Genomic DNA, 15,385 nt, shown 5'->3' on the forward strand with positions numbered 1-15,385 from the left:
GGCCGGAGACATCCGCGCCCGGCAGGCTCCTCACCTGCTCGTACGCCCAGCCCGGTGGCCTGTTCCCGGCCGGTGATGACGTCTTCGCGGTCTACGTCGGCCTGGACGCCGTGGCCGCGCCGGTGGGCGGAGCCGTGGCACGACCCACGTCGGGTTCGGTGGAGTGCCGCGGCGCGTGCGTACGCGAGAGCGTGCCTGCCGCGCGGAGCGCACTTGCGGCGCTCAGCACGAGCAGCACGGCCACCAGCGTCAAGGTCCAGCCGAGGCCGGCCGTGAGATAGACGCTGCCGAGGCCCGCGATGGCGGTGACCGAGGCGAGCATCGGCCCGGTCGAGTTCAGCGCGGACAGGGCCGACGCGCGCTCGGGGCCGACCGCCGTCGACAGCCTGGCGATCATCGGGCTGTAGCCGGCCGCGTGGCCCGCGCCCGCCGCTACCAGCAGCGGCAGCAGCGCGTACGACCAGCCGACGGCTGCGATGATCGCCGCCACCGCCGCGAAGAGCAGGGGACCGGCCACGGGCAGCCACCCGTGGACACGCAGCTTGCCCCAGCTCAGGCTCAGCGCGGCGAAACCCGCGGCGTACGGGACGAACGTCAGTCCGGCGCCGAGCGGCCCGACGCCGAGCCGTTCCTGGAGGTTCAGCGTGAATGCGAACAGGAAGGCCGTGTAGCAGCCCATCACCAGCACGCAGGTGATCAGGCCGGGCTTCACGCCGCGCGGTCGCAGAACGCCCAGGTCGAGCAGTGGCAGGCCGCCGCGACGCGCCAGCAGCCGCTCCCACCCGACGAAGACCGTCGTCAGCGCGAGACCGGCCACCAGCGACGCCCACGTCCACGGCCGCCAGCCGTACTCGCGGCCGAAGACCAAAGGCGCCACGATCGCGGTCATCGCCGCGCTGAGGAGCACCACGCCGGTGAGGTCCAGCCGCCGCCGCACGCGGGGTGCCCGCGGAAGCGTGCGCACGCCGGTCAGCACCAGCACGACGCCCACCGGAACGTTGATCAGGAACGCGGGCCGCCACGACAGACCGAACAGGTCCGCGCCGACGATGAGACCGCCGAGGATCTGGCCCAGCGCGACACCCAGGGCGAGCACCATCGAGTACAGGCCGATCGCGCGGCGCAGGGCAACGTCGGCGAACCGCAGCTGGATCAGCGAGAACACCTGAGGGATCAGCAGCGCCGCCGCGCCCGCCTGAACGAACCGCGCGCCCACGAGGGCCGGTGCCGACGGAGCCAGGCCGCACAGCAGCGAAGCCGCGGTGAACCCGCTCAGTCCCCACAGGAACACCCGGCGATGACCCAGCAGGTCGCCGAGCCGCGCGCCGGTGACGATCAGCACGCCAAGGGTCAGCAGGTAGCCGGAGACGATCAGTTGCAGCGCCGCACCGTTCGCGCCGAGGTCGCGCTGGATCGAAGGGAGCGCCACGGCGACGATCGAGCCGTCCATCGAGGCCATGGTCTGCCCGGTGAGCAGCGTCCCGAGCAGCACGCCCGTACGTTCGCGGGTGGAGAGAGGCATGCGTCCCACGCTGCGCTGACGCCGGGCCTGCCGTCTTGAAGATATTTGCCTACGCTTGGCGGGGTGCGGAGTTCACGGCTCGTGCTGAGTACCCCCGAGTTCGGCGTGCACGTGGTCGACTGCGCCGAGCGGCACCGGCACTGGTCGGCACCCGAGGTGCCGGGCACGGCCGGCATCGTGCTCCCGCGGCGCGGCATCTTCCGGCTGCTCAGTGACGGTCGGGAGCAGACCGTCGATCCCACGACGGGCTATCTGCAGACGCCCGGGGAGGAACAGCGCTTCGCCCATCCGGCCGGTGGCGACGTCTGTACCTACATCAGCGTCCGCGAGCCGCTGTGGCACACCATCGTCGGCGCGGAGCCCGCCTCGCCCGTCCACGTGGACGGCCGGGTGGAACTCGCGCACCGCCTTCTGCTGCGCACCGAGCACGACGCCGCCGACCCGGTCGAGCGGCTCGTGCACACGCTTGCCGCGGCGAGCCGGCCGTCACGGTTCCCCACTCGCCCCGGTCACGCGGACCTGGCCGACCGGGCACGACAGGCCATCTTGGCCGACGCCCCCGAGTCGGCCGATCTCGTACGCCTGGCGCGGGCGCTGCGCGTCTCGCCCTCACACCTGAGCCGCACCTTCCACAGCCACGTCGGGATGACGGTCAGCCGCTACCGCAACCGCATCCGCATCAGCCGGGTGCTCGCCCACTTCGAGGAGGGCGAGACCGACCTCGCGAGGCTCGCCCTCACGGTCGGCTTCGCCGACCAGGCCCACCTCAGTCGGGCGGTACGCGCCGAACTGGGCGATTCCCCGGCTCGATTGCGCCGTCTCTTCAGGAGCTTCGGGTTGAGCATGAATCGCCACGCCAAAGGGTGAGCGGCAGCAGGTTCCTCGTCCGACGGCTCGGCGGGAGCGGCCACACTGGTGGGGTGCGTTCGTCCGACCTGCCCGTGTCCGCGGCCATTCCCGCCTTGCGTGACGCCCTCGACTCCGCCGGGACGGCGGTGCTGGCCGCGCCGCCGGGGACCGGGAAGACCACGCTGGTACCGCTCGCTCTCGCCGAGACCGGGCGGCGGGTGATCGTGGCCGAGCCGCGGCGGCTCGCCGCGCGTGCCGCCGCGCGCCGGATGGCGTGGATGCTCGGCGAGCAGGTCGGCGAACGCGTCGGCTACGCCATCCGCGGCGAGCGCCGGCCCGGCAGCGCGGTCGAGGTCGTCACCACCGGCGTGCTGCTCCGGCGCCTGCAGCACGACCCCGACGTGCGCGCCGACGTCGTCATCCTCGACGAGTGCCACGAGCGTCACCTCGACGCCGACACCGCGTTCGCGTTCCTCCTCGACGTCCGTACGACGCTGCGGCCGGACCTCGGTCTCGTCGCCGCGTCGGCGACCGCGGACACCGGGCCTTGGTCCAAGCTGATGGGGGAGGCTCCGGTCGTCAGCGCGGACGGGGCGATGCACCCGGTCGAGGTGGTCTGGGCACCACCGCCTCGTCCCGTACGGCCCCCGCACGGACTGTCCGTCGATCCGGCGCTGCTCGACCACGTGGCGTCGACCGTACGGCGGGCGGTGGCCGAGCGGGACGGCGACGTGCTCTGTTTCCTGCCAGGTGTGGCCGAGATCGACCGGGTCGCCCGTGCCCTGGGCGACCTGCACGTACTGCGGCTGCACGGCCGCGCCCCCGCCGCCGTGCAGGAGGAGGTGCTGCGCGGTCCGGAGGGCGGACGGCGCGTCGTGCTGGCGACCTCGGTCGCCGAGTCGAGCCTCACCGTGCCCGGCGTGCGCATCGTCGTGGACGCCGGGTTGTCCCGGGAGCCGCGCACCGATCACGCGCGCGGGCTCGGGGCGCTGACGACCGTACGCGCGTCGCGGGCCGCCGCCGACCAGCGCGCCGGGCGTGCCGGGCGGGAGGCTCCGGGGGCGGTGTACCGGTGCTGGACCGAGGCCGAGCACCAGCGGCTCCCCGAGCGTCCGCGACCGGAGATCGCGCTGGCCGACCTGACCGGCTTCGCGCTGGAGGCGGCCTGCTGGGGCGATCCGGACGCCACCGGCCTGGCGCTGCTGGACGCCCCGCCGCCCGCCGCGATGCGCGCCGCCCGCGAGACCCTACGAGCGATCGGCGCCGTCGACGACGGAGGCCGCGCCACCGAACGCGGCCGGCGGATGGCCCGCATCGGCGTCCACCCCAGGCTGGCCCGCGCGCTCCTCGACGGTGCCGAGCACGTCGGCGCGCGGGCGGCCGAGGTCGTGGCGGTGCTGTCCGACCAGCAGCGCGCCGACGAGGACCTGGTCCGGCAGTGGCGCGGGCTGCGGCGCGACCCGCGGTGGCGTGACGAGACGCGCCGGCTTCGCCGGGCGATCCCGGAGGCTCCGGAGGCCGGGCCGGACGACGAGACGACGGCCGGCGTCGTCGTGGCTCTCGCCTTCCCCGAGCGCGTCGCCCGAGCCCGCGACGGCGGCGGTTACCTGATGGCGTCCGGTACGGCGGCCGAGCCCTTCAAGGGTTCCACGCTGGGCGGGTCCGAGTGGCTGGCGATCGCCGTCGCCGACCGGCCTGCGGGCGCTCCGGCCGCGCGGATCCGCCAGGCCGTCCCGATCGACGAGGAGGCGGCCCGGCTGGCCGTCGGCGTGACGGTGGAGGACGAGGTCGTCTGGCGGGGCGACGTCGTGGCCCGTCGCGTCGAGCGGCTCGGCGCGATCGAGCTGTCCGCCGCACCCCTGGCGGACCCCGACCCCGAGCTCGTCCGGGCGGCCCTGCGCGAGGGCCTGCGCCGGGAGGGGCTCGGCCTGCTCACCTGGACCCGCGAGGCGGAGGCGCTGCGCGCCCGGCTGGCGTTCTGCCATCGCGTCCTCGGCCCGCCGTGGCCGGCGATGGACGACGACGCGCTGCTCGAGTCCCTCGATCTCGCGGCCGGCGGCGCGCGGCGGCGGGCCGACCTCGAACGCGCGGACGTGTCCGCGCTGCTGCGCGGCCTGCTGCCGTGGGAGTGCGCCGCCCGCCTCGACGAGGTCGCCCCCGAGCGGATCGCCGTGCCGAGCGGATCGCGGATCCGGATCGACTACTCCGGCGAGCAGCCGGTGCTGGCCGCGAAGCTGCAGGAGCTGTTCGGGTGGACCGAGACGCCGCGCGTCGCGGGCGTTCCCCTCGTGGTGCACCTGCTGTCGCCCGCCGGGCGGCCCGCCGCCGTCACCGCCGACCTGGCGTCGTTCTGGCGCGAGGGCTACCGGAACGTCCGTGCGGAGCTGCGCGGCCGCTACCCGCGCCACCCCTGGCCGGAGGACCCGGCCAAGGCGGAGCCGACCCGCCGAACGAACACCCGCCGCCGCTGACCGTTCCGCCGAGGGTTCTCGGGGTCCCAACACCGATAACCCTCGGCGGGAACGGCTGCCGTCGGCGACGTCAGGTGCTCCAGGGCGGACGCTGCGTGGTAAGCGCCGTTGATCACGGGACGGCGCCCGGCCGATCGACCGGTGCGCTGGTCCGGGTCACGGCTTGCGGCCGACGCCTCCGTAGATCCAGTAGGTGGCCTCCGGGGCCGGGTCCGCGGGGTCGGGACGCCAGGCGTCGACGGTGACCAGGCCGGGCTCGACGAGGTCGTATCCGTCGAAGAAGCGCGCGATCTCCGCGCGCTCCCGGATGTAGATGGGCGTCGGCGTCATCGCGTACACGCTCTCGATCTGCTCGACCGTGCTGATCGGATGACCGTCCCGGGTGGCGTGGGTGAACGTGATGTGGCTGCCGGACGGCAGGGCGTCGCGAAGCGAGCCCATCACGTACGGCCGTTCCTCTTCGGTGAGGAAGTGGACCATGGCGATCAGGAGGACACCGACCGGTTCGCTGAAGTCGATGAGCTTGGTGGTGTTCGGGTGTTCCAGCACCGACGCGGGATCGCGCATGTCGGCGGTCGCCACGGCGGTGTTGTCGTCCCGGGCGAGCAGGGCGCGGCCGTGCACCAGGACGACCGGGTCGTTGTCGACGTAGACGACACGGGCGTCGGGCGTGATCTCCTGGGCGACCTCGTGGGTGTTGCCCACGGTGGGCAGGCCGGAGCCGATGTCGATGAACTGCCGGATCCCCTGCCGGGCCATGTACCGGACCGCGCGCCGCAGGAAGGCACGGTTCTCCCAGGCGAGCCGGCGGATCTCCGGCATGGCCTGCGCGACCCGGTCCACGGCCTCCCGGTCCACCTGGTAGTTGTCCTTGCCATCCAGGTAGTAGTCGTACATCCGGGCGACGCTTGGCTTGCTCGTGTCGATACCGAGCGATGACGGGTCGACCTGTTCATCCACGAAAGTGGTCTCCATCCCTGCCTGACCGCTATAGCTAACTAAGGGTAGAACGATCTTGTTACCTTCGCCCGCCTATCCGATATTTGTGTCGACCGAAACAGCGGGTCGCGTTTTCGTCGGCCGGAGGCCGCCTCGGTGACGAGGGCGCGGTCGCGCTCGTCGCCGCGTGAGAGAACACGCCGCTGTTTCGTACGCTCACGCCCGTCGCGATTTGTGAACCGCCGGGCCGACCGTAGAGCGCCCCTGTGCGTACGGCCAGGTTCACCTTGCACAGTGAGACCGCGACCCGGTCACGGAGTGCTGCGTCGGCCCAGCCGTTTGCACAGTGAGACCGCGACCCGGTCACGGAGTGCTGCGTCGGCCGGGTGGCTCAGCCGCCGTGGACCGTGAGCGCGAACCACAGGTCGTAGCGCGCCGAGGGACCGCTCACCAGGGAGCGCCCCAGGATCTCCTCGACGCGGATCAGCCGCTTCCGCATTCCGGGTGCCGAGAGGCCGAGCGCCGCCGCGGCCGCCTCGACGCGCGCGTCGTTGTCCAGCCACACACGCAGGGTCTTCACCAGCAGGTCCTGGTCGCGGCGCAGCAGCGGGGCGATCTGCAGGTCGGCCCAGCGGCGCACCTCGGGATCGTCGAGCAGTACGTCGAGGGGCGCGGGATCGCCGCCGCCCGGTCCGTCGAGCACTCGCAGCGCCAGCTGCATTCGGGCCTGCGTGCCGACGTCGTCCAGCCGGTACCCCAGGAGGCGTTCGATGTGGCGCAGCCGCGCGGCGAGGGTGTTGCGATGGATTTTCAGTTGGCGTGCGGCGCCACCGTAGAAGTCGAGCCACGACCGGAGCGTCGCCGTCAGCTCGGCGGCATCGGGATCCTGGCCACGGTCGGGGCGGTAGCGAGAAAGCGGCTCGAGCGTGGCCTGGGCCCACCCCCACGCCCGGGGGCGCAGCAGCGCCGCCAGATCGCCGCGAGGGCTGAACCGGGCGTAGTGCCCGGCGCTGCCCCGCGCCACGGCGAGCGCGTGGAACGCCTGGGCGTATCCCGACGCCAGGTCGCCGAGCGCGACGGGCTCACTGCCGCCGATGTCGACGCCGCCGGTACGGCCCGCGAAGACCCGCAGCGCGTCGTCCAGCACGTCGGGTCCGTCGTCGGCGGGGGCGATGACGATGACGTGGCGTCTGTAGACGGGGCACCGGACGATCCACGCCCGGCCCTCCGAGACCCGGTCGCAGTACGCGACCGACCGATCGCGGGTCTCGGCCGCGCACTCCAGGACGAAGACGCGGATCGTTTCGGCCAGCGGGGGGCCGAGCGTACCGGCGACACGACGGGCGGCCTGGAGGTCACCGACCATGAGCAGGTGCAGGACCGCCTCACGGGTGTACGTCTCCGCGCGGTCCAGGCGCCGCCGGCGGCGGTCGGCGTCATCGGCGCGCCAGCGGAGCCCGAGCAGCCGGGACGCGTCGCCGACGAGACGCCGTTCGGGCGGGGACAGCCGCCGCTCCCGCGCGACGACGAGCACCGCTCCGGTGTCGCCCTCGCCGATCGACTGGACGTGGACCACGCCCTTGTCCAGATCGGCCGCCACGGCCCGGGCCGCGCCGGTCATCACGCGCTCGATCTCCTCCGTCACCCGGTCGAGGACGCCGTCGGAACCGGTGGGAAACGCGTGCCGGGGCCTGCCGGTCCGGTCGACCAGGACGACGCTCGCCCCGATACGCCGCGTGAGCCAGCGCAGGAGACGTTCGACACCGTCCGCCCGGGTCGCCGCCCGCTGCATCTCGTGGAGGTCGCGCGCGTGGCCGGCAGCCGATTCCCGGTCCTCGCGGAGGGCCGTCGTCACCGCCGCCCACACCTGGGCCGGCGCCATCGGGGACGTCAGGAGCGGGAGCCGGTGCCGGGCGGCCAGGTCGACGAGGCCCGAGAGGCCCGCATCGCCCGCCCCGGCCGGACCGCCTGCGAGGTTCGGGAGGTCCGCATCGCCCGCCGCGGCCGGGCCGCCTGCGAGGTTCGGGAGGTCCGGAGCGTCCGCCCCGGCCGGGCCGCCTGCGAGGCCTGGGAGGTCCGGAGCGCTTGCCCTGGCCGTACCTCCGGCGAGGACGAGTCCGGCGGCACCCGCGTCACCGAGCCGCCGCAGGATCGTCTCGGTGTGATCCCGGGAGTCTTCGTACGGGTTCGGAACGATCACCAGGACGCCCTCGAACAGGCCGGTGCCGGTGTCGGGCCAGTCGGCCGAGCCCGCCTCGGGGAGAATGACGGCGGATCCGACGTCCTGCCGTTCGCCGTCGCCCTCGGCGAGCAGCCGAAGCCCGATCGACCGCACGAGTGCGCTGAGCGTCGGCACGCGGATCTCTCTTCGTCACCGGAACTCTCCGGCCCTCTTCGCGGCCGCAAGATCCGCATCAGGTTAGAGGATCGATGCCGGCCAGGTAGCTCCGGTCGGACGCCGCTCCCGCACTCACCGGAGACCACCGACGCACGGTCCGGAACCGGCCGAAGAGGGTGCTTGTCAAGCAGTTGGTGCGCATGCCCGGAGGACTCGGCCGATTCACGAAGAGGTGGGCCCCTGCCGTGCCGGACCACGCCAGGGGCCCGCAGCTCACACCGGGGGAGCGAGGTAGGGGAACTCCGAGCCCGGCTCGCCGGCGGCGGATCCGGCGTCGATGCCGAGTGGGACGGCCGTGCCCAGCACCAGCGCGAACATGACCTCGGGGGCGCGTTCGGTCAGCCCTCGCCCGTTGCGGCCGGCGAAGCCGAAGTCCGCCGGAGTGCCGATCCGGTAGCGGAGGACGTCCGGGAAGATTGCGCCGGCGACCTTCCGGGCGTACGCCTCGGGATCGTCACTGGTCCCCGCGGCGGCCACGGCCTTGGCGACCAGATCGGTGACGAGCGGGCCGTACAACGTGGCGTCCTCACTCGGATGCGTCGTGTTGTAGTCGCTGGCGCGTTCGGAGTCATCCGGGTTGAAGATGGTGTTCACCAGCGGGGTGGCGCAGCGGTTGATCTGTCGCCAGCCGCCCGCGTCGGTGGCGAGCGCCGTCGTGCCCCAGAACCCGATCTCCGGGGTGCCGAACTCCCCGTCGGGGATCTCGAGCACGATCGCGCGGACGTTGGTGCCCGCGAAGAGGTTCGCCGCCGTGCCGTAGTCCACGGCGGACAGGTCGACGGCCGTGCCGGTGGCGACGGCCTCCTTGACCGCGCCGACGACGGCGCCGTTCACGTAGAAGGGATCCGCCGCCGGTCCGGCCCAGACCCGTACGCCGCCCGAACCTCCGATCTCCTGGCGGGTGCGTCCCTCGGCCACCACCGTGCCCGGGGCGCTCCGGTCGCGAGCGTCGGCGCCGTCCAGCCGCCGCACCTGCAGGTCCTGGTCGCCTTCGGCGTCCTCGGCGCCGAAGGTGACGACGTAGGCGCGGTCCTCGACCACGTCACCGTCGGTGTCGATCCTGAACTCGTACCGCGCCTCCGGATGGAAGCCGCCCGGGCCGGACAGGGGATTGGCGTTCATCACGAACACGGTCGCGCCGGCGCCGCGGAAAAGGTACACATCGCTGATGTCGAGCCGGGGATCCTGGCGGGCGAGTGGTGAATCGAGATGGTGGGACATCGCGTACTCCGTCGCGGGAAGTCAGAGGGGATTGCGTTTCGATGGGCCGCGTCGGCCCGTTCGACGGTAGGGCGGCCTGGAGACGGCGGCCAGGATCACCGTGCACAGCGAACCGCGAAGCCGGTTTCGGATCGCTGTGTCACCTCCGCGGGCCGGCACCCGGCACTCCGGCACCCGGGCACCCGGGCATCCCGGCACTCCGGCACCCGGGCACTCCGGCACCCGGGCACTCCGGCACCCCAGCACCCGGACACCCGGACCCGGACATCCGGACACGCGGCACCCCAGCACGCGGCGCAACCGGCACCCGGTGCCCGGGTGCCGTCCGCCCGCGAAGGACGGCTGTCTCGGAGCGGGGCCCACGGTAAGGTGGCCGGTGTGTTCCTCCCCTGTGTCTAGACACCGCCGCTGACCGCGCCTCCGGGCCGCGGTCCTCCGGTGTCCCCTGACGCTCACGGCGCGGCTTCCGCGCGCCGTCATTCCGAGGAACGCTCTCGTGTCTTCACCCACCCCCTCGTACGGAGCCGTCCTGCGCGCTCCGCACGCTCGCCGTACCTTCGGCGCCGCGCTGCTGGGCCGGCTCTCGTACGGCGTCGTCTCCCTGTCCCTGGTGCTCGCGGTGTCCGGCGCGACCGGCTCGTACGCCACGGCGGGCACCGCCGTCGCCCTGTTCGCGCTGGCCGTCTCGGTGCTGTCACCGGTGCGGGCGCGGCTGATCGACCGGTACGGTCCGCGGCGCGCCCTGCGGCCGATGGCCGTGGCGTACGCGCTGCTGCTGGGCGCGCTGGCCCTCCTCACCGCGCGGCATGGCGTGCCCGCCGCCCCGGTCGTGGGCCTGGCTTTCGCGGCCGGTGCGTTCCCGCCTCCGCTCGGCCCGGTCATGCGCACGCTCTGGAGCGACCTGGTGCCCGACCGGCGGCTGTTGCAGCGCGCCTACAGTCTCGACACCGTCGCGGAGGAACTGCTGTTCGTCACCGGTCCGCTGCTGGCGGGCCTGATCGCCGCGCTCGCCGGCCCGGCTGCGGGCGTGGCCGTCAGCGCGGGGCTGGTCCTGGTCGGAACGTTCGCCCTCGTCTCCTCTCCGGTCGCCCGCTCCCGGGCCGGGGCGGGCGACGAGGCCGCGGACGCCGTCGAGACGGCGACCGGCCGGCCACGGGCAGGCTCCTTCGGCGGGCTCGGACGGCCGGTCGTCCTGTCGGCCGGGATCGGTGCGTGCCTGGGCGCGCTGGGGCTGCTCCTGGTCGCGTTCGCCGCCCGCCGTCACGAGGCGCCCGCGGCCGCGTGGGCCGAGGCCGCGCTCTCCGCCGGCAGCGCGGTCGGCGGCCTGGTGTACGGCTCGCGCTCCTGGCGGGTGCCGGGGCGGGTCCGACTGCCGGTGCTGACCGCCGCGCTCGCGGCGTCGCTGGCGGTCGCCGGGGCGGCGCCGGACCTGTACGTGCTGGCGGCGGTGACCGGCGTCGCCGGGCTGTTCGTCGCCCCGGCGATGACCACGGCGTACCTGCTCGCGGAGGAGTCCGCCGCTCCCGGCGCCCGTACGAGGGCCGGGGCGTGGGTCAACACCGCGTTCAACGCGGGCTCCTCGATCGGCGTGGCGGCGGCCGGCCGGTTGGTGGGCCGACTCCCGCTCGCGTGGTGCTTCGCGGCCGCGGCCGCTCTGCCCCTGATCCTGGCGCTGATCGCACTGGCCCGGCGGGCTCGCCCGGAAGAGGGGTGATCTCGGGCGATCACCCCCTATCGGCGGTGCTCGCGCGGGATCCCGCGTTTTCCAAGCAGGAATTCCTGCGAAGTGGCGAATGCGAACGGCCTCGGTCTGATCTCATTACGGAGTGGGAGGACCACTCAGGGTCACCGCTGAGCAGAGAGGGGTGTGTGGTGGTCACCGGGTCACGGCCATCGCCACGTCGCAGAACGGATCCGCGCGATCGCGCCCGATATGTCGCGATAAGGCAAGATGAGAGATTCGCCGTACTGAAAGGGAAATCTAGGAAATTAATCGTTCTGATCGTCTCAGTGTTCCTCGGGTGGTATTTCCTCTATGTCGCAGCGGCGGCGTTCGCGCGGGAGTTCATGGCGTACCGGATTGTGGGGAACGTCAACGTCGCCCTCGTGTTCGGCGTGCTCCAGTTCGTCTCGGCGTTCGTGCTCGCCTGGCGCTACACGCGGTACGCCCGGCAGGTCCTCGACCCGCTGGCCGCCCAGATCGTCGCCGACGCGGAGGAACGCGTCGGCGAGGCGGTCCGCCGCCGCGCGGGCGCATCGCCCGGGTCCCCGACTGAATCGTCCGCGCCGTTCACCGGCGGCGGGCGACCCTACCTCGGGCCGACGCCCCCGGACGGACTCGGTGTGACGCCCCCGGACGGGATGGAGTCGCCGCGCGATCCGGCCACGCCGCCAAGGGCTCCCTGGCCGGAGACGGCGGGCCGGCCGTGGACGGGAGGCACGCGATGATCCTCGCCAGTGCGGGCTCCCTCGTGGGAGGTGGCCGGGCCATAACGTTCGCCCTGTTCATCGGGCTGGTGTGCATCACCCTCGCCATCACGGTCTGGGCCCGGATGCACACCAGCGGGGCCGTCGACTTCTATGCCGGCGGGCGCGTCTTCTCCGGCCCGCAGAACGGCCTGGCGCTCGCGGGCGACTACATGTCCGCCGCGTCGTTCCTCGGTATCGCCGGCATCATCTCGCTGTCCGGCTACGACGGCTTCCTGTACTCCATCGGGTTCCTGGTGGCCTGGATGCCGGCGTTGCTGATCGTCGAGCTGATGCGCAACACCGGCCGCTTCACCATGGCCGACGTCCTGTCCCAGCGGGTACGCCGGCAGTCCTCCGTGCGGATCGCCGCGGCGGTCTCCACGGTCACGGTCTCGGTGTTCTACCTCCTCGCGCAGATGGTCGGGGCCGGGGCGCTCATCGCCCTGCTGCTCGGGGTGAAGCCGGGGTCGACCTTCCTCGGCATGTCCGCCGGCACGGCCGAGGTCATGACGATCGTCGTCGTCGGCGCGCTGATGATCTGCTACGTGCTGTTCGGGGGGATGAAGGGCACCACCTGGGTCCAGATCGTCAAGGCCGGGCTGCTGATGTTCGGCGCGACCCTGATGACGTTCCTGGTCCTCGGCCGCTTCGGCTTCGACCTCAGCCACCTGCTCGGCGCGGCGGCCCGGTCCAGCGGCAAGGGGCACGCCTTCCTCGAACCCGGTCTGAAGTACGGCAAGGAGGTCGCGGGGCATTCCTCCCAGACAATGTTCAACAAGCTCGACTTCGTGAGCCTGGCCCTCGCCCTCGTCCTCGGCACCGCGGGCCTGCCGCACATCGTCACCCGCTTCTACACGGTGCCGGACGCGCGCGCCGCGCGCACGTCGGTGAACTGGGCGATCGGCCTGGTCGGGGCGTTCTACCTGATGACGATCGCGCTGGGGTTCGGCGCGACCGCGCTGGTCGGACGGAAGACGATCCTCGCGCACGACCCGGCGGGCAACACGGCGGCGCCGCTGCTCGCCCGCGAGCTCGGCCAGGACGTCGCGGGGCGCATGGGCGGGGACATCATGCTGGCGTTCGTCGCCTCGGTGGCGTTCGCGACGATCCTGGCGGTGGTCGCCGGCCTGGTCATGGCCTCGGCCACCTCGCTCGCGCACGACTACTTCGGCAACGTGCTGATGCTGGGACGGCCCCGGGAACAGCAGGAGGTGGCCGTGGCGCGGTTCGCGGCCTTCCTCATCGGCTCGATCGCCATCCTGCTGGCCGTCTTCGCCAAGAACCTCAACGTCGCGTTCCTGGTGGCGCTCGCGTTCGCCATGGCCGCCTCGGCGAACCTCCCGGCGATCGTGTTCGCCCTGTTCTGGCGGCGGTTCAACGCCACTGGGATGGTCGCCGGCATCTACGGCGGGCTGATCAGCGCGATCGTGCTCGTGATGTTCTCCCCGGTGGTGTCGGGGAAGGTCGACCCGGTGACCGGGCAGAGCCTGTCGCTGTTCCCCAAGGGCACCGACTTCCACTGGTTCCCGCTGGAGAATCCGGGGCTCGTGTCCATCCCGGTCGGGTTCCTGTGCGCCGTCGCGGGGACGTTCCTCAGCCGGGAGAAGACCGACCCGGAGGACTTCGCCGCACTGTCCGTGCGTTCCCTGACCGGAGCCGGCGCGCACTGAGCGGAGTTCGTACGGGTGACCGCCGCCGTCAGGGGAGCAGGCCGCGCTTGTAGGCCTCACCGACGGCGGCGGCCCGGTCGCGTACGCCGAGCTTGTCGTAGATGTGCAGCAGATGCGTCTTGACGGTCGCCTCGCTGACGAAGAGCCGCCGCGCCACCTCCCGGTTGGTGGTGCCGTCGGCGACGAGGGCGAGCACCTCGCGCTCGCGCTTGCTGAGCGCGCCGGGGGAGGGGGCGCGAACCCGGCCCATCAGGCGGCCCGCCACCGACGGGGACAGCACCGACTCGCCGCGGTACGCCGCGCGGACCGCCCGGACCAGTTCCTCACGCGGCGCGTCCTTGAGAAGGTAGCCGGTGGCCCCCGCCTCGATCGCGGGCAGCACGTCGCTGTCGGTGTCGAAGGTGGTGAGGACGAGGACGCGCACGGCCGGGTGGACGTCGCGGAGCCGGGCGATCGCCTCCACCCCGCTCATCTCCGGCATGCGCAGGTCCATGAGGACGACGTCGGCGCCGGCGGCCAGCGCGATCGCCTCCGCGCCGTTGGCCGCCTCGCCGGTGACCTCGAAGTCGGGATCGCCGGCGAAGACGCCGCGCAGGCCGTCCCGGACGATCGGGTGGTCGTCGACGATCAGTAGACGGATCATGGGTGCGCTCCGGCGGGCAGGGCGGGGACGGTCGCGTTGATCGCGGTGCCCTCGCCGGGACTGCTCTCGATCTCCAGCCTCCCGGCCACCCGGAGCAGCCGCTGCCGCATCGAGGTCAGCCCGAAGCCTCCGTCGTTCACGGCCGGGTCGAAGCCGACCCCGTCGTCGCGGACGTCCAGCAGTACCACGTCGTCCAGGTAGGTCAGGGTGAGCCCGACCCGGGAGGCGCCGGCGTGCTTGGCGACGTTGGTCAGCGCCTCCTGGGCGACGCGGAACAGCGCGACCTCCACCTCGGGGATCATCGGCTGGGGTTCGCCGGCCGTCTCGACGCCGACGGGGACCCCGGATGTGCGCGACCAGCGTTCGCTCATCCCGGCGATGGCCTCCGGCAGCCGCGCCTCGTCCAGATGCGGTGGTCGCAGCGCCTCCACCGAGCGGCGCGCCTCCGCGAGGTTCTCGCGGGCCAGGGTCTGCGCCTGGTCGGCGTATCGGCGCCACTCGACGGGGTTCTGCCGTGCGGCCTCCAGTTGGGCGATGATCCCGGTGAAGCCCTGCGCCAGGGTGTCGTGGATCTCGCGGGCCATGCGCTGGCGTTCGTCGAGCACGCCCGCCTCGCGGGCCTGGGCCAGCAGCTGCGCGTGCAGCCCGGCGTTCTCCTCGAGCGCCGCCTCCCGCCGGGCGTTCGCCTCGGCCAGCCGGTCGAGGGCGGTCCGCCGCCTCAACTCGAGGACCAGGAGCGCAAGGGCAACGGCACTCGTGGCCGCGACGAAGATCAGGTAGACCGGCACCGTGGACGCGTTGAGGTTCTTGAAGCCGCCGACGTAGGTGGCGGAGACGACCGCCGCCGTCGCCACCATGCCGACGTACCTCCAGCGGCCCCGTAGGTAGGCCGCCTGGATGTAGCCCGTCCAGGCGAAGAGGCCGAACAGCGGACTGCGCAGGATCATCACCGCGAACAGCACGAGCAGGCCGGCGTAGTAGACGCCGGCCAGCCACGGTCCCGGCGTGGACGCGCCGGGCAGGGCGACGATCAGCGTCCAGACCGCGGCCGTCGCCGTCAGACCCAGCGTCGTCCAGACCTGAGCCGGCGTCTTCGCATCGGCGAGCAGGACGAGGACCATGGAGACGGCGAGTGCCCCGTACGGTACGACCCTGAGCACGATCGCGTCTCGTCGGTCGAGGCCGTCGGGGCGTACTCCCATC

General features: G+C 73.0%; 11 protein-coding genes. 5 read left to right on the top strand and 6 right to left on the bottom strand.

Features of this window, described 5'->3' with window-relative positions; all coding sequences use genetic code 11:
• Window positions 1–91: 91 nt before the first annotated feature.
• Window positions 92–1,522 (bottom strand): MFS transporter, encoded by a 1,431-nt coding sequence (locus tag ABEA24_RS20935; RefSeq protein WP_345432635.1) that lies wholly within the window; start codon window positions 1,520–1,522, stop codon window positions 92–94.
• A gap of 63 nt (window positions 1,523–1,585) precedes the next feature.
• On the opposite strand from ABEA24_RS20935, the gene ABEA24_RS20940 reads away from it, so the two are divergent.
• Both ABEA24_RS20940 and hrpB read left to right on the top strand, forming a co-directional pair.
• Complete coding sequence (locus tag ABEA24_RS20940) at window positions 1,586–2,389, top strand: helix-turn-helix domain-containing protein (RefSeq protein WP_345432636.1); 804 nt, start codon at window positions 1,586–1,588, stop codon at window positions 2,387–2,389.
• A 53-nt stretch (window positions 2,390–2,442) separates the two neighbouring features.
• Window positions 2,443–4,842, top strand: coding sequence for an ATP-dependent helicase HrpB (gene hrpB / locus ABEA24_RS20945; protein WP_345432637.1), 2,400 nt, complete (start codon window positions 2,443–2,445; stop codon window positions 4,840–4,842).
• Between the two features lie 156 nt (window positions 4,843–4,998).
• Here the strand turns inward: hrpB and ABEA24_RS20950 are convergent, their stop codons facing one another.
• The 3 genes from ABEA24_RS20950 to ABEA24_RS20960 all read right to left on the bottom strand — a co-directional run bounded on the left by ABEA24_RS20950 (window position 4,999) and on the right by ABEA24_RS20960 (window position 9,400).
• On the bottom strand, window positions 4,999–5,802 hold the full coding sequence (locus tag ABEA24_RS20950) for an SAM-dependent methyltransferase (RefSeq protein ID WP_345432638.1): 804 nt from the start codon (window positions 5,800–5,802) through the stop codon (window positions 4,999–5,001).
• Between the two features lie 370 nt (window positions 5,803–6,172).
• Window positions 6,173–8,137, bottom strand: a complete 1,965-nt coding sequence (locus ABEA24_RS20955) for a helix-turn-helix domain-containing protein (protein WP_345432639.1) — start codon at window positions 8,135–8,137, stop codon at window positions 6,173–6,175.
• 255 nt (window positions 8,138–8,392) lie between these two features.
• Window positions 8,393–9,400: a DUF4331 family protein gene (locus ABEA24_RS20960; protein ID WP_345432640.1), complete on the bottom strand. Its 1,008-nt coding sequence runs from the start codon at window positions 9,398–9,400 to the stop codon at window positions 8,393–8,395.
• Window positions 9,401–9,896: 496 nt separating this feature from the next.
• Here ABEA24_RS20960 and ABEA24_RS20965 point away from each other — a divergent pair, with 496 nt between their 5' ends.
• The 3 genes from ABEA24_RS20965 to ABEA24_RS20975 all read left to right on the top strand — a co-directional run bounded on the left by ABEA24_RS20965 (window position 9,897) and on the right by ABEA24_RS20975 (window position 13,539).
• Entirely contained in the window at window positions 9,897–11,114 is a 1,218-nt protein-coding gene (locus ABEA24_RS20965) for an MFS transporter (protein ID WP_345432641.1), read from the top strand.
• A 158-nt stretch (window positions 11,115–11,272) separates the two neighbouring features.
• Window positions 11,273–11,848 (top strand): DUF485 domain-containing protein, encoded by a 576-nt coding sequence (locus ABEA24_RS20970; protein WP_345432781.1) that lies wholly within the window; start codon window positions 11,273–11,275, stop codon window positions 11,846–11,848.
• On the top strand, window positions 11,845–13,539 hold the full coding sequence (locus tag ABEA24_RS20975; RefSeq protein WP_345432642.1) for a solute symporter family protein: 1,695 nt from the start codon (window positions 11,845–11,847) through the stop codon (window positions 13,537–13,539). The genes ABEA24_RS20970 and ABEA24_RS20975 overlap by 4 nt, the downstream gene beginning before the upstream one ends.
• A gap of 28 nt (window positions 13,540–13,567) precedes the next feature.
• Here ABEA24_RS20975 and ABEA24_RS20980 read toward each other — a convergent pair whose 3' ends face one another.
• Together ABEA24_RS20980 and ABEA24_RS20985 are read right to left on the bottom strand one after the other, a co-directional pair.
• The gene (locus tag ABEA24_RS20980) at window positions 13,568–14,182 is read right to left on the bottom strand and encodes a response regulator (protein WP_345432643.1); all 615 of its coding nucleotides are present in this window, start codon (window positions 14,180–14,182) and stop codon (window positions 13,568–13,570) included.
• The gene (locus ABEA24_RS20985) at window positions 14,179–15,384 is read right to left on the bottom strand and encodes a sensor histidine kinase (RefSeq protein WP_345432644.1); all 1,206 of its coding nucleotides are present in this window, start codon (window positions 15,382–15,384) and stop codon (window positions 14,179–14,181) included. The genes ABEA24_RS20980 and ABEA24_RS20985 overlap by 4 nt, the downstream gene beginning before the upstream one ends.
• Between the last annotated feature and the right edge of the window lies 1 nt (window position 15,385).

Source organism: Actinoallomurus vinaceus (genome assembly GCF_039542055.1).
Lineage (GTDB): Bacteria > Actinomycetota > Actinomycetes > Streptosporangiales > Streptosporangiaceae > Actinoallomurus > Actinoallomurus vinaceus.

Excerpts from the sequence above, each read along its gene's own strand:
- ABEA24_RS20935 (WP_345432635.1), bottom strand. The coding sequence starts at position 1,522 with ATGCCTCTCTCCACCCGCGAACGTACGGGCGTGCTGCTCGGGACGCTG.
- ABEA24_RS20960 (WP_345432640.1), bottom strand. The coding sequence starts at position 9,400 with ATGTCCCACCATCTCGATTCACCACTCGCCCGCCAGGATCCCCGGCTC.
- ABEA24_RS20975 (WP_345432642.1), top strand. The coding sequence starts at position 11,845 with ATGATCCTCGCCAGTGCGGGCTCCCTCGTGGGAGGTGGCCGGGCCATA.
- ABEA24_RS20980 (WP_345432643.1), bottom strand. The coding sequence starts at position 14,182 with ATGATCCGTCTACTGATCGTCGACGACCACCCGATCGTCCGGGACGGC.
- ABEA24_RS20985 (WP_345432644.1), bottom strand. The coding sequence starts at position 15,384 with ATGGGAGTACGCCCCGACGGCCTCGACCGACGAGACGCGATCGTGCTC.